Below are 23,974 nucleotides of genomic sequence, written 5' to 3'. Positions count from 1 at the left end.
TCGCTAGCCATCAGTACACCGTCAGCACGAGAAAGGTAAGGAAAGCCAAGATGCCCAGAATCATTGCAAAGGCATAGTGGTAGATGTAGCCGGACTGCAGGTGACGGCTGACAGCAGCCACCCAACCGACGACACGTGCGCTGCCGTTAACCAACACACCGTCGATCAAGCCGCGGTCACCGCCCTTCCAGAGGCCAACGCCCAGGCAGCGTGCCGCACGGCAGATGATCTGCTCGTTGACCCAGTCGACGTAGTACTTGTTTTCGAGCACGGTATTAACACCGGAGAGGCTGCGCTGAACAGCCGCAGGCACTTTGGGATTGATAAGGTAGCAATACCAAGCCACGACCAAACCTGCCACCATCAGCCAGAACGGGACGGTAACAAAGCCGTGCAGGGCGTAGGCAACCCAGCCATGCCAGTGCGAAGCCAGCTCGGCCATGGCCGGATGCTGAGGCAGCACGGTGATGATGCCGTTGAAGTAATCGCCGAACAGCAAGGGATTGACCAGCCAGGCACCGGCGATGATGGATGGAATTGCCAGCAAGACCAGCGGCAAGGTAACAACCCATGGCGACTCGTGTGGCGTACCGCCGTGATGATGGTCGTCGTGGCCGTGCGCATCGTGACCATGCTGAGGATGCTCGTCGAAACGCGGCTTGCCATGGAACACCAGGAAGTACACCCGGAAGGAGTACAGCGAGGTGACGAACACACCGATCAGGGTGGAGTAATACGCAAAATTTGCACCCCACACATTAGCCGCACCAGCCGCCTCGATAACCATCTCTTTGGAATAGAAGCCCGAGAAGAACGGGGTGCCTACCAAGGCCAGCGTGCCTATCAAGAAGGTGATCCAGGTAATGGGCATGTACTTGCGCAGCCCACCCATATTGCGGATGTCTTGGTCGTGATGCATGCCTATGATGACGGAACCAGCAGCCAAGAACAGCAAGGCTTTAAAGAACGCATGCGTCATCAGGTGGAAAATGGCCACCGAATAGGCCGAAGCGCCCAAAGCCACTGTCATATAACCCAACTGCGACAGCGTGGAGTAAGCCACGACGCGCTTGATGTCGGTTTGGATGATACCCAGGATACCCAGGAACAGCGCGCCGATTGCACCAATGACGATCACGAAAGCCAGCGCCGTCGAGGACAATTCGAAGAGCGGCGAAAAGCGCGCCACCATGAAAATACCCGCCGTCACCATGGTTGCGGCGTGAATCAGAGCGGAAATGGGCGTGGGGCCTTCCATGGAGTCAGGCAACCAGCTGTGCAAAGGCACCTGCGCCGACTTACCCATGGCACCCACGAACAGCGCAATACAAGCCACGGTCAGCAATTGCCAGTCAGTACCCGGGAAAATCATGCCACCCAGTTTATCGGCCTGAGCGAAGACGTCACCGTAGTGCATGCTGCCGACATAGGCGAACAACAGACCGATGCCCAGAATGAAACCAAAGTCACCCACGCGGTTGATCAGGAAGGCCTTCATGTTGGCGAAGATCGCCGTGGGCTTGGTGTACCAGAAGCCGATCAGCAGGTAGGAAACCAAGCCGACAGCCTCCCAGCCGAAGAACAACTGGAGCATGTTGTTGGACATGACCAGCATCAGCATGGAGAACGTGAACAGCGAAATATAAGAGAAGAAGCGCTGGTAGCCGGGGTCGTCGGCCATATAGCCTATGGTGTAGATGTGCACCATCAGCGACACCGAGGTGACCACCACCATCATCAACGCCGACAAGGGGTCAATCAAGAAGCCGATAGAGATCTCGATATTGCCGATGGCATTCCAGGTGTAGACGTTGCCGTCGAAAGTCTGGCCGCCCAATACTTGGAACAGCACGACCACCGAACCCACAAGCGAAATCAATACGCCCAGGATGGTAATGACATGTGCACAGCGGCGGCATACGAATCGGCCCAGAAAGCCGGTACCGAACAAGCCGGTGATAAGCGCGCCGGCCAACGGAGCCAGCGCAATGAGCAGGTAAAGACTGGTTGCGTCCATAATCAGTTTCCCATCAACCCTTGAGCTGATCCAGTTCTTCGACGTTGATTGTGTTCAGGTTACGGAACAACAGAACCAGGATAGCCAACCCTATGGCGGCTTCGGCAGCTGCTACTGTAAGAATGAAGAACACGAACACTTGGCCCGATATGTCTCCGAACCAACTGGAGAACGCCACGAAGTTGATATTGGCGGACAGCAGGATGAGTTCGACGGACATCAGCAGGATGATGAGGTTGCGTCGATTCACGAAGAAACCGAACACACCGATGACAAACAGGATGGCCGCAAGAACGAGATAATGCGCCAGAGAGAGTTCCATCATGCTGACTCCTTACCGCCGGACTGACGCGGCGTCACTTTTTCTTGGGCTGGCATGCTGACCATCCGTAGACGGTCACTTGCACGCACACGTACTTGGTCGGAGGGGTTGACACGCTTGACGTCGGCGCGACGGCGCAAGGTGAGTGCAATGGCTGCCACCATGCCAACCAGCAGCACCACGGCACCGATTTCTACGGCATAAACGTATTGGGTGTACATGAGCTCACCCAAAGCACGCGTGCTGTTGAAATCGTCGGCTTGAGGTTTCTGCGGGCCGGCGGACAGCCAGGCGTTGGCAATGACAAAAGCCATTTCCAGCACCATGATGACGCCCACCACCACGCCTAGACCCATATAGGCCTTGAAGCCGCCACGCAGCGACTCCATGCGCACATCCAGCATCATGACGACGAACAGGAACAGCACCATCACGGCGCCTACGTATACCAGCACCAACAGCAGCCCCAGGAACTCGGCGCCGATAAGCACCCACGACATGGCTGCCGTGAAAAACGCCAGGATCAGGTGCAATACAGCAGTAATGGGGTTGGGTGCAAATATGACGCGCACAGCGGCATATACCAGCACCACAGCAAACAGATAAAACAGGACGGTCGAGAAAGTCATGGATGAAAGTCCCGGTGATCAGCGGTAAGGGGCGTCGATTTGACGGCGCTGTGCGATTTCCGCTTCGTAATGGTCGCCCACGGCCAGCAGCATATCCTTGGTGTAGTACAGGTCGCCGCGCTTCTCGCCGTGGTATTCGTGAAGATGCGTTTCCACGATGGAGTCTACCGGGCAGCTTTCTTCACAGAAGCCACAGAAAATGCACTTGGTCAGATCGATGTCGTAACGCGTGGTACGACGTGTACCGTCTTCGCGCTCGTGAGACTCGATGGTGATAGCCATGGCTGGGCATACAGCCTCGCACAGCTTGCACGCAATGCAGCGCTCTTCGCCGTTGGGATAACGACGCAAAGCATGCAAACCGCGAAAACGCGGAGAGGTCGGCGTTTTCTCGTGGGGGTAGCGCAGGGTAACCTTGCGCTTGAAAAAGTACTTGCCAGTCAGCCGCATGCCCTTAAGCATCTCGGACAACATGAGACTGCCAAAAAAATCTTTGATCGCTTCCATATCTTGCCCCTATGACGCTTAGTGCCAGATGTTCCAGGGCGTCTGCATCCAGATCGCCACCAGAACCAGCCAGACGCCGGTGATGGGAATAAACACCTTCCAGCCCAGACGCATGATCTGGTCGTAGCGGTAACGCGGAAAAGTGGCACGGAACCATATGAACATCGAGACCACTACGAAAGTCTTGATGAACATCCAAATCCAGCCAGGCACCCAGGTGAACGGTGCCACGTCCAGAGGCGGCAGCCAGCCACCCAGAAACATGACGGACGCCAAGGCGGACAGCAGGATCATGTTCATGTATTCGGCCAGGAAGAAGAGCGTAAAGCCCGAGCCCGAATACTCAACCATGTGGCCGGCCACGATCTCGGACTCACCCTCGACGACGTCGAATGGGTGGCGAGCGGTTTCGGCTACGATGGAGACGACATAAATAACGAACAGCGGCAACAGCGGCAGCCAGTTCCAGGACATGAAGCTTACGCCGTAAGAAGCAAACAAGCCTCTGCCCTGCCCCAGTACGATTTCACTCAGATTCAGTGACCCCGACACCAGCAAGACCGTAACAAGCACAAAGCCCACTGCCAACTCGTAAGAGATGACTTGCGCAGAAGCGCGCATGGCGCCCAGCAAAGCATACTTGGAGTTGGAGGCCCAGCCCGCGATGATGACGCCATACACACCCACCGACGTGATCGTCATGATGTACAGCAAGCCCGCATTGATGTTAGAGAGCACGAGCTCTGGGCTGAAGGGCATGACTGCCCAGGCTGCCAATGCCGGCATCAGAATCACCAAAGGTGCAACCACAAACAGCACCTTGTTGGACTCGGCGGGCACGATGACTTCTTTGGTCAACAGCTTGAAGACGTCGGCAAAAGGCTGCAGCAAGCCGCGCGGCCCTACCCGGGTGGGACCGAGCCGCACGTGCATGAAGCCTATCATCTTGCGTTCCCAGTATGTCAGGTAGGCCACACACAAAATGATGGGCACGGCCACGCAGATAATCTTGATGATGGTCCAGACCACATACCAGGCCGTCTCACCAATCAGCCCTGCCCCGAACACTTGGAGTTGATTCAACCAGTCCATTAGGCTTGCTCCACCGAAAGCTGCCCGAACGCGCTGCCCAGCGGGAGGGTTTCGGCAAATGCTGTTGAAACACGCACGGCACCGTCAGGGACGGTGGGATCAAGATGGGCCGCGAGTATGACCTCGCCGTCGCCGCCTCGAACCTTGACGCTTGCACCGGGCTCGAGTGACAGACCAGCCAACGTAGCGGCGTTCATGCCGGCGCTTGGTGCGCGAGAGGCATTGGTTTGCTGCAATGGCTCGGCGCGACGCACCAGTGCGTCGCTACGATAAATGGGAACATCGCCAACGCGCTGCAGGCCTTGGGAAACACGCGCTGGTACGCGAACTTCGCCTCGCACTTCGTTGGAAAGGCGCTCACGCACATCCCCCGTCAACACCGAATCTCGCACGGCTTCCGAGGTTTCTTCGTCGAAACCTTGCAGCTGCAACAGGTTGCCAAGCACACGCAATACTTTCCATGCGGGACGGCTATCGCCGTAAGGCATGGCCGTGCCCTTGAAGCTTTGCGCACGACCCTCGGCGTTGATAAACGTGCCCGAGGTTTCGGTGAAAGGCGCAATGGGCAACATGACGTCGGCCCACTCGGCAGCCGCCGAGAAGTACGACGTAAGCGCCACGCTGAACTCAGCGGCTTTAAGGGTTTGAACGGCACGCAGACCGTGATCAGAATCAAGCGCGGGTTCGGCATGCAAAACGATGCAGGCTTTCAGACCTTGTGCCAGCATTTGCTCGGCGCTGAGGCTGCCTTGGTCGGGCGTAGCACCCGCAAGATAACCGCCTACCGTATTGCCGCCGGCGGTCAGGAAGCCCAGTGTTGCGCCGGTTTCACGCGCCAATGCCTGGGCGTTGGCCAGAACGGCACTGGCTTCGGGCAAAGCCATCGCCATATTGCCGATGAAAATGGCCGATTTCTTGCCACTGGACAGACTGCTGGCGATAGCACGTGCGGCATCGTCAACCTGAACTTGCGCCAAGGCTGCCGGAACAGGTTTCTGCGCCTGCTGAAGCACGGCCACGAGCACGCGAGCCAAGGCTTCTGGCGTGGCATCGGGAGCGACGTTCAAACGCGCAGTGACAGGAAGCAAGGGATCTTCGGCCAAGCTGCCCACAAAAGACAGCTGAGCCCCACGTTTGCAGGCCTGACGCAGACGCTGAGCCATCAAGGGGTGTTCAGCACGCAGGGCGGAACCAACGACCAGCACGCGATCCAGATGATTGAGTTGTGCAATGTCCATGCCCAACCATGGCACACCCGCAACCGCATCTTCGAGGTTAGGGTCGATCTGACGCAAGCGGAAATCCACATTGCCGGAGCCCAAGCCTCGCACCACGCGAGCCAACAAAGCCAGCTCTTCAACCGTGGCGGTGGGGCTGCCTATGGCACCGATTTGCTGCGCGCCGTGTTTCTCGCTGGCCTGCTGCAAGCCTTTGGCGACAGCCTGCAAGGCATCGGCCCAAGAGGCTTCACGCCAAGCACCATTGGCATCACGCACCATGGGCGAAGCCAGACGGTCTTCGGTGTACAAGCCGGTGTAGGAAAAACGATCGCGGTCGCTGATCCAGCATTCGTTTACCGCTTCGTTCTCGAAGGGCACTACACGCAGCACTTTGCCGTCTTTGAGCTGCACGACCAGATTCGCACCCAGGCTGTCATGCGGGCTGACGCTGCGACGACGGGCTAGTTCCCAAGTACGCGCATCGAAACGGAAAGGCTTGGAGGTAAGTGCCCCCACCGGACAGATATCTATCATGTTGCCGGAGAGTTCAGACTCAACCGCACGGCCAACAAAGGTGGTGATCTCGGAATGTTCGCCCCGATTGATCATGCCCAATTCCATGACGCCGCCGATTTCCTGGCCAAAGCGCACACAACGCGTGCAATGAATGCAACGCTGCATTTCTTCGGCGGAGATCAGTGGCCCCATGGGCTTATGGAACACGACCCGCTTTTCTTCTTTGTAGCGGGATTCGGAGTCTCCGTAGCCTACCGCCAAATCTTGCAACTGACACTCGCCACCCTGGTCGCACACGGGGCAATCCAATGGGTGATTGATCAGCAGAAACTCCATGACGCTTTTCTGGGCGGCCACAGCCCGTTCGGATGCGGTGTGAACGACCATGCCCTGGGTAACAGGCGTGGCGCAGGCCGGCATGGCCTTGGGCGCCTTCTCCACCTCGACCAGGCACATGCGGCAGTTCGCAGCAATGGAAAGCTTCTTGTGATAGCAGAAATGCGGCACATACAGGCCCAGCTTATGGGCAGCCTGCATCACCACGCTGCCTTCGGGGACCTCGACTTTTTTGCCGTCTATGGTTAATTCGACCATGCGCTTGTCCTGAGCCTACAGATAGGTGGGCACCACGCAGCTTTTATGCTCGATGTGGTGTGCGAACTCGTCGCGGAAATGCTTGATGAAACTACGTACCGGCATGGCAGCCGCATCGCCCAGCGCGCAAATCGTACGCCCCATGATGTTCGATGCAACCGAGTCCAGCACGTCCAGATCTTCGAGACGACCTTGGCCGTTCTCGATGCGGTGAACCATGCGATACAACCAGCCCGTGCCTTCTCGGCACGGTGTGCACTGACCGCAGCTTTCTTCGAAATAGAAATACGACAAACGCAGCAGCGACTTGACCATGCAACGCGTTTCGTCCATGACGATGACCGCCCCGGAACCCAACATGGAGCCGGCTTTGGAAATACTGTCGTAATCCATCGTGCACTGCATCATGATGTCGCCGGGCAGGACCGGGGCACTGGAGCCGCCTGGAATCACTGCCTTGAGTTTGCGACCACCCTTGACGCCACCGGCCAGTTCCAGCAATTTGGAGAACGGCGTGCCCAGCGGGATTTCGTAGTTGCCGGGCAACTCGACGTCACCCGAGATCGAAAACAGCTTCGTGCCACCATTGTTGGGCAGGCCAACCTCTAGGTAAGCGGGACCGCCGTTACGAATGATCCAGGGCACCGCGGCAAAAGTCTCGGTGTTATTGATGGTGGTGGGCTTGCCGTACAAGCCAAAGCTAGCGGGAAAAGGAGGTTTGAATCGGGGCTGGCCTTTCTTGCCTTCCAACGATTCCAGCAAAGCCGTTTCTTCGCCGCAGATATAAGCGCCATAACCGTGAAAAGCATGCAACTGGAAGTCGAATGCCGAACCCATGATGCCATCGCCCAAAAAGCCCGCTTGACGCGCCTCTTCGAGTGCTTCTTCGAAACGGTCATAGACCTCGAAGATTTCACCGTGGATGTAGTTGTAGCCCACGGTAATACCCATGGCGTAGGCTGCAATCGCCATGCCTTCGATGACAATGTGCGGATTAAAACGCAAGATGTCACGATCTTTGAAAGTACCAGGCTCGCCCTCGTCAGAGTTGCAGACCAAGTACTTCTGGCCTGGCAAGCCGCGCGGCATGAAGCTCCATTTCAGGCCGGTGGGGAAACCCGCACCCCCGCGACCGCGCAAAGCCGAAGCCTTGACTTCGGCAATGACGTCTTCGGGCTTCATCGTGGTTACGACCTTGCGCAAGGCTTCGTAGCCGCCACGCGCAACGTAATCCTGAAGACGCCAGTTTTCGCCGTTTACACCCGCCATGATCTGGGGTTCGATATGACGGCCATGCAAGACCATGCTGCGCGATGCATCACCACCAGGCACGGGCTCCAGGCCCTGGGAAAACCGGTTCAACAAGCTTGCCGTATTCATGCGGATTCTCCGTGCTGACGCAGTTCATCGAGCATGGCGTCTATGCGCTCGGGCTGCATGCGCACGCACATGTGCTGGTTGTTGACCAACAACACCGGCGAGTCTCCGCAAGCCCCCATGCATTCACCCTCGACCAGCGAAAACAGGCCGTCAGGCGTGGTTTCACGAAAACCGATACCCAGCCTGTTTTTGAGGTGATCGGCGGTTTTGACGCCATCACGCAAAGCACAGGGCAGATTTGTGCAAACGCTGATCTTGAAGCGCCCCACAGCCCGTGTGTCGAACATGTTGTAGAAGGTGGCGACCTCTTGCACCGCGATGGGCGGCACACCAATGTAGCCGGCCACGTCTTCGATGACTTCGGTGGACACCCACCCTTTTTCTTCCTGCGCAATGGCCAGTGCAGCCATGATCGCGGACTGCCTCTGGTCATCCGGGAACTTGGCGAGTTCCCGCTCTATCTTGCGATACGCTTGTTCGGAAAGCAGCATAGTTTGGTCCGATAGTAGCTTGTGTAGATATCCGTCTAGCGGTCGATTTCGCCAAACACGATATCCAACGTGCCTATGATGGTGACGGCGTCGGCAATCATGTGGCCACGAGACAATTCGTCGAGCGACTGCAGATGAGCAAAGCCTGGAGCGCGAATCTTGACGCGGTAAGGCTTGTTGGCACCGTCGGAAATCATGTAAATGCCGAATTCACCCTTGGGATGTTCAACTGCCGCGTAGGCCTCACCGGTCGGCACGTGCATGCCTTCGCTGAACAGTTTGAAGTGGTGGATGAGTTCTTCCATGCCCAGCTTCATACGTTCACGTTGAGGCGGCGCAACCTTGTGGTTATCAACGATGACAGGGCCGGGATTATTACGCAGCCACTCCACGCACTGACGGATGATACGGTTGCTTTCGCGCATTTCGGCGATACGCACCAAGTAGCGGTCGTAGCAATCACCCTCTTTGCCGACAGGGATATCGAAGTCGACGCGATCGTATACCTCGTAGGGCTGCATTTTGCGCAAATCCCAGGCCACGCCGGAACCTCTCAGCATCGGGCCGGTAAAGCCCAAAGCCTTGGCGCGATCGGGATCGACCACGCCTACCCCTACCAGTCGCTGTTTCCAGATACGGTTATCCGTGAGCAGGGTTTCGTATTCGTCGACGCACTTAGGAAAACGATTGGTGAAGTCTTCGATGAAATCCAGCAGCGAACCGGAGCGCGCATCGTTCATGGCGCGCACTTCTTTTGCGCCACGATATTGGCTGGACTGGCCGTACTGCGGCATGGTGTCTGGCAGGTCGCGATAAACGCCACCCGGACGGTAGTACGCTGCGTGCAAACGCGCGCCCGAAACCGCCTCGTAGCAGTCCATCAAGTCTTCGCGTTCACGGAAGGCATACAGAAACACTGCCATGGCGCCTACGTCGAGGGCATGCGAACCTATGGACATCAGGTGGTTCAGAATCCGCGTGATTTCGTCGAACATGACACGGATATACTGCGCACGCAGGGGGACTTCCAGGCCCAGCAGCTTCTCGACCGCCATGACATAGGCGTGCTCGTTACACATCATCGAGACATAGTCCAGACGATCCATGTAAGGCAGAGCCTGCAAGAAGGTTTTATGCTCGGCAAGCTTTTCGGTGCCGCGATGCAACAGCCCGATATGCGGGTCGGCGCGCTGAATGACTTCGCCGTCGAGTTCTAGGACCAAACGCAGCACGCCGTGGGCGGCTGGGTGTTGGGGACCGAAGTTGAGGGTGTAGTTCTTGATTTCTGCCATGGTCTAACGCCCTGTTCCGTAACCTTCTTCACGCACGATGCGCGGCGTAATTTCGCGAGGCTCGATGGTGACAGCCTGATAGACAACACGCTTCTGCTCGGGATCAAAACGCATCTCGACGTTACCGGAGAGCGGAAAATCTTTGCGGAAGGGGTAGCCGATGAAACCGTAGTCAGTGAGAATACGGCGCAGGTCTGGGTGACCTTCGAAGACGATGCCATACATATCGAAGGCTTCGCGCTCGAACCAATTAACGGACGGCCAAACGTCAAGCAGCGAAGGCAGAACAGGAAAATCTTCGCTTTCTACCCAGGTTCGTACGCGCAAGCGCCAGTTATGGCGCACCGACATCAAATGAATGACGACGGCAAAACGATGCGGAAACGGAGATGGTAGATTCTGACGCAGGGGCTGTCCCCAGGCCAGGTAATCGACGCCACATAGATCCAGGCATTGCTCGAACGACAACTCGGGCGAATCACGCAAGGCCGTACAGGCTTCAAGCCAGCGACTCACGGGCACTTCTAGGGTGAGCTCACCCAAGGCCTCGGTAAGCAGCACCTGCTCGCCGAACTGGGTCTGAAGTTGGGAAGCGAGGCTGTCAAGCCGCGTCTGGGTTTGGGTCATGATGCACGCCCCAGGGTCGGAGTAAGGAAAAGCATGTTGCGCACCCGCCTATCGCGCAATAGTATTGGTAAGACGGATCTTGTTCTGCATTTGCAGCAGACCGTACACCAAGGCTTCGGCGGTGGGCGGACAGCCCGGTACATAGACGTCTACCGGCACAATGCGATCACAACCACGCACGACCGAATAGGAGTAATGGTAATAGCCACCCCCGTTTGCACAGGAGCCCATGGACAGCACCCAACGCGGCTCGGCCATTTGGTCGTAAACCTTGCGCAGAGCGGGCGCCATCTTGTTGCACAAGGTACCCGCCACGATCATCAGATCGGACTGGCGAGGGCTTGGGCGAAAAATAATTCCAAACTGGTCGAGATCGTAGCGTGCCGCACCGGCATGCATCATCTCGACCGCACAACAGGCCAGCCCAAACGTCATGGGCCAAAGAGAGCCCGTCTTGGCCCAGTTCAGGAATTTATCCGCACTGGTAGTAATGAAGCCTTCTTTAAGAATGCCGTCAATCGCCATGATATTGCCTTATAGCCTTCCGGGAATCCGCAGCATGAGGCATACGGACCGCCAGGCGTTCTGCGCTTACGCAGGCGCCAATGAGTGAAAGGGAAACTGCGGGAGCTACTCCCAGTCGAGCGCGCCCTTCTTCCATTCGTACAAAAACCCTGCCGCAAGAACCGCCAGGAACACCATAACAGTCCAGAAACCGACCAAACCAACGGAGTCATTGGCGATGGCCCACGGGAACAGGAAAGCAATTTCGAGATCGAACAGAATGAACAAGATGGCGACCAAGTAGTAGCGCACATCGAACTTCATACGGGAATCGTCAAAGGCCTCGAAACCGCATTCGTACGGTGAAAGCTTTTGCTCGTCAGGCCGGTTGGGGCCCAGCACGCGCCCAGCGGCAAGCAGCACAAAACCAATGACGACAGCGACCACGATGAACAGCAAAACGGGGAAGTACTGTTGCAGATTCATGCCAAATGCCCAACGGTAAAGAAACTGTAGGATTGTAGCATTTTACGGGCCGCCACATACGGGCAAACCCTCACGCCGCCAGAATTATACGCCAGCATTGCAACATATCGCGGCTCTTAGGCCACAAAGAAAAAGCCATCCCGCAGGATGGCTTTTTCAATACCAGCATTTCGTATCTACAGATGGCTCGCCCGACCAGGCGAACCAACGAAATTCGCTCACACCCAGAGAGGTTTCCGGGTGGGAACGATGCCGATATTAGAAGCGGTGACGAACGCCAGCGCCGACGGTGTAGGACTTGGCGCCAGGTTGCAGAGCCAGATCGTCGACGTAGGAACCCATCACGTACAGGTTGGTACGCTTGGACAGGTCGTGCGTGAAGCCCAGGCCGAAGATGTGTTGCGACTTCAGCTTGGTAGCGGCGCCGGCGTAAGCCAGACCCTTCTTGGTGGGATCAACCATGCTCCAGGAGCCCATGATCTTGTTGCGCTCACCCAGAGGGGCGCTCAGGCCAACCGTGTAGGTGTAAGCACGGAACTGGTCATTCCAGCGAGCGATAGGAGCGGGACCGCCCTTGCCGTTGCCGTTCAGGAAGCTGTTGGTGTCGAGCCAGCCGTTTTCGATGCGGCCAACACCCAGGTGCAGGGTGGCAACGTCGAAGTTGTAGCTACCAGCCAAGCTCCAGGACTTGACCGTCAGGCCAGTGCCGCCCACGTTGGAGCGATCTTTAACTTGGTCGTATGCCAGGATGGCAGCAACGGGGCCGCTGACGTAGCGCAGACCGGTAGTCCAGGCGCGCGTGTTGGGTTCACCTTGACCAGCTTGCTTGAACGCTTGGTTGCCGCTGGTGTTGAAGGAGTAGCCAACGCCAAACTGGAAGCCGGAGAAGCTAGGCGTTTGGTATTGAACTTGGTTGTCGTAGCGAGCTTCGGCGGCGCTGAAAGCACCCGATGCACGAGCTTGACCGAAGTTGTTGCCGAAGGGGCTAACAATGCCCGACAGCCACTGGTGACCAATGGTGCCTTGACGACCGAAGGTCAGTTGACCCCACTCGGAAGATTTCAGACCAACGAAAGCTTCGCGACCGAACAAACGGCCACCTTGGCTCTGTTGACCCGTGCCCAAGCTGAAACCGCTTTCCAGCGTGAAGATAGCGCTCAGACCGCCACCCAGATCTTCGGAACCACGCAGGCCCCAACGGTTGCTGGACTGACCGCCGTCCAGGAAGCCGGTGTTCGTGCCTTTGTTGCCGTTACCATCTTTGAACTGCGTGTAGCCAATGCCACCGTCCACAACGCCGTACAGCGTGACGGAAGTCGATTGGGCTTGAGCAGCACCCGCAAAGCCGACGATCAACGCGGCGGCAAGCAAACTTTTTTTCATGATATGAAATCTCCGTAGATTTGAGATAGAGCCGGCAAGCCCGTCTTAGCAGGCCACCTTTTTCAACCTCGCAAAGCCCTTGGAAAGGATCCGAAGCAGCGAAAGTTGTAGCTATTCCACCAAACTTTTGTTCCCGTGGCTATGCACAACGCACACAGCCCACGATTTTTGCGTGTTTTCCGTTGCCCTGAAACAACAAAAAGCTTTTTTTGCGACCTCATGCCCTCTTTTGGCCCCCGTCAATCTTTCTTTGCCGACGTTGAAATAAAGGTCGATTCGATTGGCTACCAAAGCCCAATTATTAAATTTCTGTTTCTATTCATATATTTCCACGCAATAAGTAGAAACAACTATAAATATATTTTTTCCTGGTATGCCATAGCAAACTCCCGGCAAATATCCATACCGGGATAACACCAAGATACATGTTATTAACAATTTGCTGCCAGGGTTGATCAAACGGGTTTATCCCGTTGCTTCCAGGCGCGCCCATGCTCGGCGCTGCGATAGGCAGTTGGAGTCGTCTTGAAGTATGCATGAAACGCCGTAGAGAAATTCGCAGCGCTAGAGAACCCTACTGCCGTCGAGATGGCATCCATGCTTAAGGCAGTATGAGCCAACAAGTATTGCGCCTTGCTCATGCGCTCTTGACGCGCATAAGCAAACACAGACTGATTCAAACAGGCCTTGAATGCAGCAGTCAGCCGCCGCTCTGAAACCGCGAACCTGCGGGCTAACTCTGTTGAGGAACACAATACCGATAGATTACCCGCAATATGCTTCTGAACGGCACGCACCAGTACTTCCTGCTGCGTCCATGTGCGTTGTTGCTCGGTTTCCACAACCTCAAGACCTTCGGCCCGCACTTGTCTGATCCGCTTCAGCCAGCCCAGCTGCACCGCTATCCTGGCCAACACCTCTTCCAGAAAGAAGGGTTGATGCACAACATCCACCGCACCCTCTCGAAAACCCGCCAAACGCTCCATGACGCTGGCTTGATTACTCGTGAGCAATATCACGGGGATCCCTAGTGTCAATGGGCTGGATTTCAGCAAGCGCAGAAGGCTCAAGCCGTCCATGCCAGGCAAGTCTTGCGTCGCGAGTATCAAATCAGGTTGCGACGTTAGGGCACGTTCGTAGCCCTCGGCACCGAGCTCGCTTTTGCTCAGGCTCAAACCTCGCTCTTGCAAAGCTGCTGCCAATGACTTGAAATCATGATCAGCACCCACTAGCAAGATATGTGAAGGCAGACCCACAAACATATCCCACTTCGCCATTTGATTTGCTCTCTTATGAATTTATTCACAGTCAACAGATTTAGATCAGGGCGAACCGCACCCCCTTGATAGTTATAAGGCTTACTTCCAAAACAAGGGACTGCATTAACTTGGAATTAACTTTACTTGACGTTACAAATATCACTTTACCGCAGAGCGCCAACTAAAAGCCACATTCATCGCGTAAAGCTGCTGCCCCTTATCGCAGATAGCGCCTAAATCCGGTGCATATGACAAGCGACCCCGGCTTGCGTTACACTCTGATCCCTTCTAGACCCGGAAGCGTGCCAGAGCGGTTGAATGGACTGGTCTTGAAAACCAGCGACGGGGTAACCCGTCCGTGAGTTCGAATCTCACCGCTTCCGCCAGATTTTTTCTGCGCTCTACTCTTAGAGCGCCAGATTTCCCCCGCCCGAATGGTGGAATAGGTAGACACAAGGGACTTAAAATCCCTCGGCCTTAGGCTGTGCCGGTTCGAGTCCGGCTTCGGGCACCACCCCTCCTTCCACACCAAGGAGACATCCCATGAAAGCAATCGAAATCTCGCAAGCGGGCGGCCCCGAAGTTTTGCTACCTTGCGAGCGCCCCACGCCCGTACCCGCACCTGGCGAAGTCCTGATTAAAGTTGCTGCGGCAGGCGTAAACCGCCCAGATGTATTGCAACGCATGGGGGTCTACCCACCCCCACCTGGCGCATCCGATCTGCCCGGCCTGGAAGTTGCAGGCGAAATCGTCGGTGGCGATGCTGAGGCCTATGGCTGGAAATTGGGAGACCAGGTCTGTGCCCTGACAACCGGTGGCGGCTATGCCGAGTACTGCGTGGCCCCTGCTCAACAGTGCCTACCTGTGCCAAAAGGCTTAAGCCTGGTCGAGGCCGCCGGCCTGCCCGAGACGTATTTCACGGTTTGGAGCAATGTTTTTGATCGCGCACGCCTGCAGCCCGGCGAGAGTCTGCTGGTACATGGCGGCGCCAGCGGCATAGGCACCACAGCCATACAGTTGGCCACCGCTTTAGGCAGCACGGTTTATGCCACTGCCGGCACTGATGAGCGCGCCCGCGCTGTAGAGGCTTTAGGCGCAATCCGTGGCATTAACTACCGGGATGAAGATTTCGTCGACGTCATCAAGCAGACGACCGCAGGCAAAGGCGTCAACGTCATTCTGGATATGATTGCCGGCGACTATATCGCCAGAGACCTGAAGTGCCTGGCCGACGACGGCCGCATCGTGATTATTGCTGTTCTAGGCGGAAGCAAAGCACAGATAGACTGCGGCCAAGTGCTACGCCGCCGCCTGACCATCACAGGCTCTACCCTGCGCCCCCGCCCCATCGCTTTTAAGGCCGACATTGCCCAGGCACTGCTACGACACGTCTGGCCTTTGCTTGAACAAGGGCGCGTCAAACCCATCGTGCATGCCACCCTGCCGCTTGAGCAAGCCGCGCAGGCACATGCCATGATGGAAGCCAGCCAGCACACGGGCAAGATCATTCTTACCCTTTAAGACACCGCGCGCAGGCCAGCATGAGCTGCGCGCAATGTCGCCAGGCTGTTAGTAGTTAGTAAATAGCCGGCACGAACATCTCTTTAGGAACAGGCCCGCGCACATAGTCGGGCGAGCGCCTACGCTCGGGCAAAGCGACGGGCTCATGATCGATTTCGCCGTATGGCACTTGCGTAAGAAGATGCGCCATGCAGTTCAGGCGGGCGCGCTTCTTTTCATCACCTTCAACTATCCACCACGGCGCCTCGGGGATGTGCGAGCGACGAATCATTTCGTCCTTGGCTTGGGTGTAGTCCTCCCAGCGCCGGCGTGACTCCAAATCCATGGGCGACAGCTTCCATTGCTTGAGCGGGTCGTGAATACGCATAAGAAAGCGGCGATGCTGCTCTTCGTCGGTAATGGAAAACCAATACTTGATAAGAATAATGCCGGAGCGGATCAGCATTTTCTCGAACTCAGCTACGCTACGGAAGAATTCTTCGTACTCTTCTTTGGTACAAAAACCCATAACGCGCTCGACCCCGGCACGGTTGTACCAGCTGCGGTCAAAAAGCACCATTTCACCGCCCGCCGGCAGATGCGCCACGTAGCGCTGAAAATACCATTGGGTACGCTCACGCTCGCTGGGCGCAGGCAGGGCAGCCACACGACACACACGCGGATTCAGTCTCTGGGTGATACGCTTGATGGCGCCGCCCTTACCCGCCGCATCCCGCCCTTCAAACAACACAACCACCTTGAGCTTGTGTTCCACGACCCAATCTTGCAACTTGACCAGCTCGCCCTGCAGGCGAAGCAACTCGCGAAAATAGGTGCGGCGATCCATGTCGGGATCAGCACTAACTGGCAGCAACGTAGAAACCTCATCCAGCCGCCTATCATCAAGCTCCATCTCCAGCTCTTCATCCAGACTATCAAGAATGTCTGCTTGCAAACGCAGGGCCTGCTGAGCTAGTTTGGCGGCTTCAGTATCGTTCATAAGGAGGGCTCCAGTGGACAAAAAAACAGGCTCGCCAGACAAAAAGACTCGTCAGCACGCCTTGACGGCCAAGCGTAGCACGCAGATATTTCAAATCCGCGAAGCCCTAAACGTTCGCCGGTCTGGCACATGGCGCGCATCAAAAGCCCCACAGCTTGGCGCTTCTGTTTGTACACAGCCAAGCCTACAAGGTAGAATAACGGGTTGTTCGCGATATTTGCGCAACAATGGCCGCGCTACCAGGCGGTAAATGGCCGCGCCACGGGCGATAAGGCACTTCAATTTAACAACGGCACAACAGCAACAGAGCGCAACAGAGCAGTGGGTCAAGCAATTACTCGTCTCGTTATCGGCAACTGGAAAATGCACGGCAAGCTCGCCACCAACCAAGCATTGTTGGAAGCGCTGGCTGCCGGCTCAATGTCGTTGTCGGGTCAATGCCACCTGGGCGTGTGCGTCCCCTTCCCCTACTTGGCGCAGGCTCAGGCCCAACTGCAAGGCAGCGCGCTCTCTTGGGGTGCTCAAGATGTCAGCGCCCACCTTGGCGGCGCCTACACCGGTGAAGTTGCCGCACCCATGCTGGCTGATTTTGGCGCCCAATGGGTGCTGGTGGGCCACTCCGAGCGCCGAGCCATGCATGGCGAAGATAGCGCTTTAGTGGCCAGTAAAGCTCAAGCCGCCTTGAATGCGGGCATCACTCCCGTTGTGTGCATAGGCGAAACCCTGGAGCAACACGATGCCGGGCACACCGATGCCGTCATCGCAGACCAATTGGCCCCTGTCCTGGCACTAGGCCCGCAAGCCCTTGCTAAAATGGTGTTTGCTTACGAACCCGTATGGGCAATAGGTACCGGCCAAAGCGCCACGCCCGACCAGGCCCAGGCTGTCCACGCCACCATCCGCGAGCGCTTGGCCGCTTTTGATGCCGCTGATCGCCCCATTTTGTACGGCGGCAGCGTCAAAGCAGACAACGCAGCCGGCCTGCTTTCCATGCCCGACATCAACGGCGCCTTGGTCGGTGGCGCCTCACTGCTTGCCGAAGAATTTTTACGTATTGCGGCCGCTTAGGCCCGGAGTCCATCATGCAATGGTTGTCACCCACTTTACTCGCGATCCAGGTCTTGTCGTCGCTCTCTATCATCGTTCTTGTGCTGCTACAACAAGGCAAAGGAGCAGACATGGGATCGTCCTTCGGCGGCGGTTCGGCCGGTAGCCTGTTCGGCGCTGCCGGCGCTGCAAACTTCCTATCGCGCACAACGCGTTGGGCGGCCATCGTATTCTTTGCTGCCACCATAGGCTTGGCCTACACGGCTCACAATACGGGCAATTCCATCCTTGATGGCGGCGGCCTGATGCAAGATTACCAACCCAGCAGCACTGAAACCGCGCCGGCCGGTGCCAGCTCCGTGCCTAGCCTACCCGGTAGCGCGAACGGCAGTGCCGTACCGCAAGCTCCCGCTGCCCCCGCCAACGAAGTCCCTGCAGCCCCTAGCGCTAACGAGGTCCCGGCTCCTGTGGCCGCACCTGCACCTGCGCAAACCCCAGCTCCTGCAACAGAAGCCGCTCCCGCCGATCAGGGCGAAGCACCCGCGGGCAACTAAAGTTTACCGGGATTTTACATAGCGGCATAAAACGTGCTAGAATGCCGCTCTTTGCTAGACCGCTGCCGACGTGGTGGAATTGGTAGACACGCTATCTTGAGGGGGTAGTGGCGAAAGCTGTGCGAGTTCGAGTCTCGCCGTCGGCACCAAGACAGGCTTCCAAGCCGTCTCGGTAAGTATCAAAATCAAATGAAACCCGCATGATAAAAAATCTGCGGGTTTTTTTGTTTTTACGTACTGGACTGATTGGTTCTTTTTAGTGACCCAATCAGAGATGCCATCACTCAACACAGGTAGATTACGCCCGTCCTCGAAAGACCGGCGGGCTTTGCATTGCGCCTACGCAAATACTAAGCACCCCCACCAAGAAGGAACTTCAAGCGCTCCTGGTTTGGGTGCTCTTTAATATCTACGCGTATGGCATCCACCAAAACAGCGAATATTTTTTCAGCATCCATTCCGTGTCGATCCGCAGTGTCGCCGATCCTCTCTGCGCGCAGGTGGTAATGCGTCAAGTCGAACTCTTCGACTCCGTTCAGTTGATCGAGTATATGTAAAGCAAATGCGTAGTCTTCTTCCATCTGACGTCCATTGATAAGGTGCGACTAAAGCCCGACAACATACCATGATGATGACTTCGCGGCACCAGGCGCCCCAAGAAAAAGAGAATAGGCACACTCAACTACAAAAAAACCCGCAAGATAAAAATCCGCGGGTTCTTCTAGCTGCGCTTTAACCGACAGCAACCATACGCTGTTGGCGCGCTTCGGGAGGCAACAGGCTGGCCGCAGCCTCGTCAAGGATGATTCTGGCGCGTGGGTGACGCTTCAGGGCGGTAAACGGAATGCGCTCAGTCACATCCTGTTGGTACCACTCTGCCATGATCTGAGCCTTGGCTTCACCCGTTGCGACCAATACGATCTCCCGGGCTTGCATGATTTCCGCCATACCCATGGTGATGGCGGAACGCGGCACCATAAGGCCTTCAGCAAAAAAACGACTGTTGTCGATGCGCGTTTGTTCGGCCAGCTCGACCACATGACAAGGACAGTCGAAAGGCGTACCAGGCTCGTTGAAGCCAATATGGCCATTGCCACCCACCCCCAGAAGCTGAAGGTCGACCCCACCGAAAGCCTGTATGTGTGCAGCGTAGGCCTTGCAATGAGCCTCCAGATCTTGCGTCATCCCATCTGGCAGATGCAAACGCGAGGTATCGAAGCCCAAGTGCGAGAACAAATGCTCACGCATATAGGCCGAGTAGCTTTTGGGGTGATCCGGACTTAAGCCTATGTACTCATCCAAATTGAAGGACGTTAGCCGGGATACATCCAGGTTTACGCGGTGCGCGTGAGCAACGAATTGAGCGTAAATGGGCTCCATGGTGCCGCCTGTAGCCAAGCCCAGCACCGCATCGGGCTTGGACTGTATTTTGGCGACAAGAGTGGCACTGACGTGCTCCGCAATGGTGGATGTATCGGGAAATATTTGGAGCATGGAAAAGGCGCTCTGATTGGGCGACCGTGTGCAAGCCTATGGGCTTGCCGGACAAAATTTTTTTATCTTAGCACGCAATAATCTACGCCAATCAGGGATTTTTGTTAAAGAATGAAATCAGGAAAGCAGGCATCAGCACTTATACTAAGCGATTCATTGTTATCATGCCAGCCGGATATCAGCAGACATTCACTCCATGAGCCCCTCACCTTCCCGCATCCCACTGGGCATCGCCTGTGTCATGGGTGGCATATTCAGCCTCACCGTCAGCGACACCTTGGCCAAGTGGCTAGGCCATATCTACTCACCCATGCAGATCGTCTTTCTGCGGGGCGGCATCGCCACGTTGGCCCTGCTTATCCTGGCCGGCCAGCTGGGGGGAAGACAGGCACTGCTTACCTCGCATCTGGGCGTCCACCTGCTGCGCGGCGCCCTGAATGTCTTGACGGCCTACTGCTTTTATTTAAGCCTGACCTTTTTGCCACAGGCCGAAGCCACCGCCATTGCTTTTAGCGCACCTTTTTTTGTCACCATCATTTCGGTGATTTTCCTGAAAGAGAAAGTCGCGCTCGCCGGCTGGTTAGCCTTATTAACGGGTTTTGCCGGGGTGCTATTGGTGGTGCGGCCCAGCCCCGACCATATGCAATGGGCTGCCCTGCTGCCGCTGCTAACAGCCCTAGGCTATGCCGTTATGATGACGACGGCCCGATATATCAAGGCTCAAGAAAGCATGTTGACCATGATGCTGTATCTTGGGGTCGGCCAAGCCGTTTTCGCCGGCCCGCTCTCCGCCTGGATCTGGGTTCCGGTTCAAGCCGAGCATTGGCTGGGTTTTGCCGGGATTGCCTTTTTCAGCACGGTGGGCCTGGGGCTGATCACACAGGCTTTTCGGGTGGCTCCCGCTTCCATCGTGGCGCCTTTCGACTATAGCGGCTTGATATGGGCCACCCTGTTCGGCTGGGTGATTTGGCACGAGGTGCCCAGCACCTGGTTCTACGCAGGCGCCCTACTCATAGCCGGCAGCGGCATATACGTGGCGCTTTTTTCTGGACGCAATAAAACCTGAAACGAGGCTAGAATGACGGCTATCGCGCAAACACCCATTCTGTATTCGTTTCGGCGCTGCCCCTACGCCATGCGTGCACGCTTGGCACTTGCAGCCTCAGGTCAAAGCTGTGAACTGCGTGAGGTAAGCCTTAAAGCCAAACCAGCGCAGATGCTGGAAGCTTCGCCCAAAGGTACGGTACCTGTGCTGGTCCTTGGCAACGGGCAAGTCCTGGAGGAAAGCCTGGACATCATGCTCTGGGCCTTGACACATAACGACCCGCTGGAATGCTTACCCGCCTCTGCACAACATCAGCAAAACGTGATGCAGCTTATTGCTCAGAACGATGGGCCCTTCAAGTTTCAGCTGGATCGCTACAAATACCCCAACCGTTATCCTGGCGAAATCACCGGCACCCAGGCCCGCGATGCCGCAGCCTCCTGGCTGTACGAACTGAATCAACGCCTTAACGGCACCGACTATTTGTGTGGCAGCCGTCGCAGCCTGGCCGATATGGCCATCGCCCCTTTTATACGCCAGTTTGCCCACACCGACTCAGAATGGTTCAACAAGCAAGCATGGCCCAATCTTCATGCATGGCTGCAGCGCTTTCTAAACAGCGAAGCTTTCGCACAGGTGATGGTGAAATATCCGCCCTGGACTGCCGAGCAAGCCCCCACGCTGTTTCCGCCCACTGACGTAGCGCTGCGCACTTAAGCCCCAGCCTATTTTCGGCTAGCCAAACTAGAGCACAAGCACTACTGCGTAACTGCCACAGCAAAAGAAAAACGCCGCTGGGCTAGTTAAAGCCGGCGGCGTTTTTCAGCACTTCAAGGTGTGATTAAGCTACCGTTGGGCCGGCTGGGCCGCCTTGAGCTTCAATACCACCGATGGCTTTCATGGACAAGCGCAGACGGCCCTTGTCATCGGCTTCGATGACCTTGACACGTACAACCTGGCCCACTTTGAGCACGTCGTTGATGTTGTTGATACGGTAGTTGGCAATCTCGGAGATGTGCAACAGACCATCGCGACCCGGCAAAACTTGCACAATGGCGCCGAAATCAAGCAAACGCAGAACCGGACCTTCGTAGTCTTGACCCACTTCGACATCAGCGGTCAGCTCTTTGATGCGACGCTCGGCTTCATGAGCCTTATCAAGATCAGCACTGGCAATGGTGATGGTGCCGTCTTCACCGATATCGATCTGCGTGCCGGTTTCTTCGGTCAGGGCGCGGATGGTAGCGCCGCCCTTGCCGATGACATCACGGATTTTTTCGGGGTTGATCTTGACTGTGAGCATACGCGGAGCATAGGCAGACAGTTCGGTGCGTGAGCCATCGAGTGCTTCGACCATTTTGCTCAGGATATGCAGACGGCCTTCGCGCGCTTGCTCGAGAGCCACTTGCATGATCTCTTTGGTGATGCCCTGGATCTTGATGTCCATCTGCAGCGCGGTGATGCCGTTTTCGGTACCCGCCACCTTGAAGTCCATGTCGCCCAAGTGATCTTCGTCACCCAGAATATCTGTCAGCACAGCGAACTTGCCGCCGTCTTTGATCAGACCCATGGCCACACCAGCCACGTGAGATTTGACGGGCACGCCGGCATCCATCATGGCCAAGGAGCCACCGCAAACGGAAGCCATGGACGAGGAACCGTTGGATTCGGTGATCTCGGACACCACGCGAATGGTGTACTGGAAATCTTCTTGGGCGGGCAACATGGAGATCAATGCACGCTTGGCCAAACGACCGTGACCAATTTCACGGCGCTTAGGAGCACCGAAACGACCGGTCTCGCCCGTAGCGAACGGAGGCATGTTGTAGTGCATCATGAAGCGATCACGGTACTCGCCCATCACGGAGTCAATGATTTGCTCGTCTTGGCGTGTACCCAAGGTAGCAATAACCAAGGCTTGGGTTTCACCGCGCGTAAACAAGGCGCTACCGTGCGCACGAGGCAGGACGCCCAAGCGAACGCTGATGGGGCGTACGGTACGCGTGTCGCGACCATCGATACGAGCCTCGCCAGCCAGAATCTGACCGCGAACCAGCTCGGCTTCGAGGTCGAACAGGATGTTTTCAACTTCAACGCTATCAGGCGTGTCTTCACCGCGGGCGCTGGCATGCTCGGCCAGCTTGGCTTTGACGTCGGCGTAGACCTCGCGAAGCTGAGTCGTACGCTGCTGTTTTTCACGCGTTTTGTAGGCGGTTTGCAGCCCTTCTTGAGCAGCCGCACGAACAGCGGTGATCAGCGCTTCGTTCTTGGGAGCAGGCTGCCAGTCCCATTCGGGCTTGCCGGCTTCAGCCACCAGATCGTGGATAGCATCGATAGCCGCTTGCATCTGCTGGTGGCCATAGGTAACGCCGCCTAGCATGACTTCTTCGGAGAGCTCTTGCGCTTCGGACTCGACCATCAGCACAGCGGCCTCGGTACCCGCGACCACCAAGTTAAGCTTGGACTGCTGGAGTTGAGAAACCGTGGGGTTCAACAGGTATTGGCCATCTACATAGCCTACGCGTGCTGCGCCGATAGGACCATTGAAGGGAATACCGGAAATTGCCAGCGCAGCCGATGCGCCCAGCATGGCTGCGATGTCTGGATCGATTTCAGGATTAACCGACAGCACATGAATAATGACCTGAACGTCGTTGTAGAAACCCTCGGGGAACAAGGGGCGCAACGGACGATCGATCAGACGCGAAGTAAGCGTTTCTTTTTCGGAGGGCTTGCCTTCGCGTTTGAAGAAACCACCGGGGATACGACCAGCGGAGTAAGTTTTCTCGACGTAATCAACGGTAAGGGGGAAGAAATCCTGGCCGGCTTTGGCTTTTTTGGCGGCAACCACTGTTGCCAACACAACGGTGTCTTCGATGGAAACAACGACGGCGCCAGACGCCTGGCGTGCTATTTCGCCGGCTTCAAGCACGACAGTGTGCTGGCCGTACTGGAAGGATTTGGCCACTTTATTGAACATGGGGAGTTATATCCTTGAAAATGAAAAACCGTGTA

General features: G+C 56.4%; 23 protein-coding genes and 3 tRNA genes. 8 read left to right on the top strand and 18 right to left on the bottom strand.

Annotated elements, in window-relative coordinates; genetic code table 11:
- Window positions 1-10 precede the first annotated feature (10 nt).
- The 14 genes from nuoL to H0484_RS09120 form a co-directional block, all read right to left on the bottom strand.
- Entirely contained in the window at window positions 11-2,017 is a 2,007-nt protein-coding gene (nuoL, locus tag H0484_RS09185) for an NADH-quinone oxidoreductase subunit L (protein ID WP_255644721.1), read from the bottom strand.
- A gap of 13 nt (window positions 2,018-2,030) precedes the next feature.
- Window positions 2,031-2,339, bottom strand: a complete 309-nt coding sequence (gene nuoK / locus H0484_RS09180) for an NADH-quinone oxidoreductase subunit NuoK (protein ID WP_226954441.1) — start codon at window positions 2,337-2,339, stop codon at window positions 2,031-2,033.
- Window positions 2,339-2,968, bottom strand: coding sequence for an NADH-quinone oxidoreductase subunit J (locus tag H0484_RS09175; RefSeq protein ID WP_226954277.1), 630 nt, complete (start codon window positions 2,966-2,968; stop codon window positions 2,339-2,341). The genes nuoK and H0484_RS09175 overlap by 1 nt, the downstream gene beginning before the upstream one ends.
- A gap of 18 nt (window positions 2,969-2,986) precedes the next feature.
- Window positions 2,987-3,475 carry an NADH-quinone oxidoreductase subunit NuoI gene (gene nuoI, locus H0484_RS09170; protein WP_226954276.1) on the bottom strand — a complete coding sequence of 163 codons (489 nt, stop codon included), beginning with the start codon at window positions 3,473-3,475 and terminating at the stop codon, window positions 2,987-2,989.
- A gap of 18 nt (window positions 3,476-3,493) precedes the next feature.
- Window positions 3,494-4,567 carry an NADH-quinone oxidoreductase subunit NuoH gene (gene nuoH, locus H0484_RS09165; protein ID WP_226954275.1) on the bottom strand — a complete coding sequence of 358 codons (1,074 nt, stop codon included), beginning with the start codon at window positions 4,565-4,567 and terminating at the stop codon, window positions 3,494-3,496.
- Window positions 4,567-6,897 (bottom strand): NADH-quinone oxidoreductase subunit NuoG, encoded by a 2,331-nt coding sequence (nuoG, locus tag H0484_RS09160; RefSeq protein ID WP_226954274.1) that lies wholly within the window; start codon window positions 6,895-6,897, stop codon window positions 4,567-4,569. The genes nuoH and nuoG overlap by 1 nt, the downstream gene beginning before the upstream one ends.
- Before the next feature lie 15 nt (window positions 6,898-6,912).
- Window positions 6,913-8,277, bottom strand: a complete 1,365-nt coding sequence (nuoF, locus tag H0484_RS09155) for an NADH-quinone oxidoreductase subunit NuoF (RefSeq protein WP_226954273.1) — start codon at window positions 8,275-8,277, stop codon at window positions 6,913-6,915.
- A complete protein-coding gene (gene nuoE / locus H0484_RS09150) occupies window positions 8,274-8,768 on the bottom strand; it encodes an NADH-quinone oxidoreductase subunit NuoE (RefSeq protein ID WP_226954272.1) in 495 nt (164 codons plus the stop codon). The genes nuoF and nuoE overlap by 4 nt, the downstream gene beginning before the upstream one ends.
- Before the next feature lie 35 nt (window positions 8,769-8,803).
- Window positions 8,804-10,060, bottom strand: a complete 1,257-nt coding sequence (locus H0484_RS09145) for an NADH-quinone oxidoreductase subunit D (RefSeq protein ID WP_226954271.1) — start codon at window positions 10,058-10,060, stop codon at window positions 8,804-8,806.
- Between the two features lie 3 nt (window positions 10,061-10,063).
- Window positions 10,064-10,687: an NADH-quinone oxidoreductase subunit C gene (locus tag H0484_RS09140; protein ID WP_226954270.1), complete on the bottom strand. Its 624-nt coding sequence runs from the start codon at window positions 10,685-10,687 to the stop codon at window positions 10,064-10,066.
- Window positions 10,688-10,735: 48 nt separating this feature from the next.
- Entirely contained in the window at window positions 10,736-11,212 is a 477-nt protein-coding gene (locus H0484_RS09135; RefSeq protein WP_226954269.1) for a NuoB/complex I 20 kDa subunit family protein, read from the bottom strand.
- Window positions 11,213-11,317: 105 nt separating this feature from the next.
- Window positions 11,318-11,677, bottom strand: a complete 360-nt coding sequence (locus H0484_RS09130; protein WP_226954268.1) for an NADH-quinone oxidoreductase subunit A — start codon at window positions 11,675-11,677, stop codon at window positions 11,318-11,320.
- 258 nt (window positions 11,678-11,935) lie between these two features.
- Window positions 11,936-13,060, bottom strand: coding sequence for a porin (locus H0484_RS09125; protein WP_226954267.1), 1,125 nt, complete (start codon window positions 13,058-13,060; stop codon window positions 11,936-11,938).
- A gap of 455 nt (window positions 13,061-13,515) precedes the next feature.
- A complete protein-coding gene (locus H0484_RS09120) occupies window positions 13,516-14,337 on the bottom strand; it encodes a response regulator transcription factor (protein WP_226954266.1) in 822 nt (273 codons plus the stop codon).
- Between the two features lie 278 nt (window positions 14,338-14,615).
- Between H0484_RS09120 and H0484_RS09115 the strand changes: the two genes are divergently transcribed.
- From H0484_RS09115 to H0484_RS09105, 3 genes are all read left to right on the top strand, one after another.
- Window positions 14,616-14,705: transfer RNA gene (locus H0484_RS09115), tRNA-Ser, on the top strand.
- A 42-nt stretch (window positions 14,706-14,747) separates the two neighbouring features.
- Window positions 14,748-14,833: transfer RNA gene (locus H0484_RS09110), tRNA-Leu, on the top strand.
- Window positions 14,834-14,862: 29 nt separating this feature from the next.
- Window positions 14,863-15,840, top strand: a complete 978-nt coding sequence (locus H0484_RS09105) for an NAD(P)H-quinone oxidoreductase (RefSeq protein ID WP_226954265.1) — start codon at window positions 14,863-14,865, stop codon at window positions 15,838-15,840.
- A gap of 55 nt (window positions 15,841-15,895) precedes the next feature.
- Here the strand turns inward: H0484_RS09105 and ppk2 are convergent, their stop codons facing one another.
- The gene (ppk2, locus tag H0484_RS09100; protein WP_226954264.1) at window positions 15,896-16,819 is read right to left on the bottom strand and encodes a polyphosphate kinase 2; all 924 of its coding nucleotides are present in this window, start codon (window positions 16,817-16,819) and stop codon (window positions 15,896-15,898) included.
- A 321-nt stretch (window positions 16,820-17,140) separates the two neighbouring features.
- Between ppk2 and tpiA the strand changes: the two genes are divergently transcribed.
- The 3 genes from tpiA (at window position 17,141) to H0484_RS09085 (ending at window position 18,569) form a co-directional block, all read left to right on the top strand.
- Complete coding sequence (gene tpiA, locus H0484_RS09095; protein ID WP_226954263.1) at window positions 17,141-17,887, top strand: triose-phosphate isomerase; 747 nt, start codon at window positions 17,141-17,143, stop codon at window positions 17,885-17,887.
- Window positions 17,888-17,901: 14 nt separating this feature from the next.
- The gene (secG, locus tag H0484_RS09090) at window positions 17,902-18,420 is read left to right on the top strand and encodes a preprotein translocase subunit SecG (RefSeq protein WP_226954262.1); all 519 of its coding nucleotides are present in this window, start codon (window positions 17,902-17,904) and stop codon (window positions 18,418-18,420) included.
- Window positions 18,421-18,484: 64 nt separating this feature from the next.
- Window positions 18,485-18,569, top strand: a tRNA-Leu gene (locus tag H0484_RS09085).
- Between the two features lie 201 nt (window positions 18,570-18,770).
- Here the strand turns inward: H0484_RS09085 and H0484_RS09080 are convergent.
- Both H0484_RS09080 and H0484_RS09075 read right to left on the bottom strand, forming a co-directional pair.
- On the bottom strand, window positions 18,771-19,001 hold the full coding sequence (locus H0484_RS09080; protein ID WP_226954261.1) for a hypothetical protein: 231 nt from the start codon (window positions 18,999-19,001) through the stop codon (window positions 18,771-18,773).
- Window positions 19,002-19,152: 151 nt separating this feature from the next.
- Window positions 19,153-19,914 carry a glucosamine-6-phosphate deaminase gene (locus H0484_RS09075; protein WP_226954260.1) on the bottom strand — a complete coding sequence of 254 codons (762 nt, stop codon included), beginning with the start codon at window positions 19,912-19,914 and terminating at the stop codon, window positions 19,153-19,155.
- A 196-nt stretch (window positions 19,915-20,110) separates the two neighbouring features.
- Between H0484_RS09075 and H0484_RS09070 the strand changes: the two genes are divergently transcribed.
- Window positions 20,111-20,980 (top strand): DMT family transporter, encoded by an 870-nt coding sequence (locus tag H0484_RS09070; RefSeq protein WP_226954259.1) that lies wholly within the window; start codon window positions 20,111-20,113, stop codon window positions 20,978-20,980.
- Window positions 20,981-20,992: 12 nt separating this feature from the next.
- A complete protein-coding gene (locus tag H0484_RS09065) occupies window positions 20,993-21,676 on the top strand; it encodes a glutathione S-transferase (RefSeq protein ID WP_226954258.1) in 684 nt (227 codons plus the stop codon).
- A gap of 124 nt (window positions 21,677-21,800) precedes the next feature.
- Here the strand turns inward: H0484_RS09065 and pnp are convergent, their stop codons facing one another.
- Window positions 21,801-23,939, bottom strand: coding sequence for a polyribonucleotide nucleotidyltransferase (gene pnp / locus H0484_RS09060; RefSeq protein WP_226954257.1), 2,139 nt, complete (start codon window positions 23,937-23,939; stop codon window positions 21,801-21,803).
- Window positions 23,940-23,974 lie beyond the last annotated feature (35 nt).

Source organism: Mesopusillimonas faecipullorum (assembly GCF_020539505.1).
Classification (GTDB): Bacteria; Pseudomonadota; Gammaproteobacteria; order Burkholderiales; family Burkholderiaceae_B; genus Mesopusillimonas; species Mesopusillimonas faecipullorum.
Note: the sequence above shows the minus strand (reverse complement) of the source record. Positions and strands in the feature narration are given on the sequence as shown.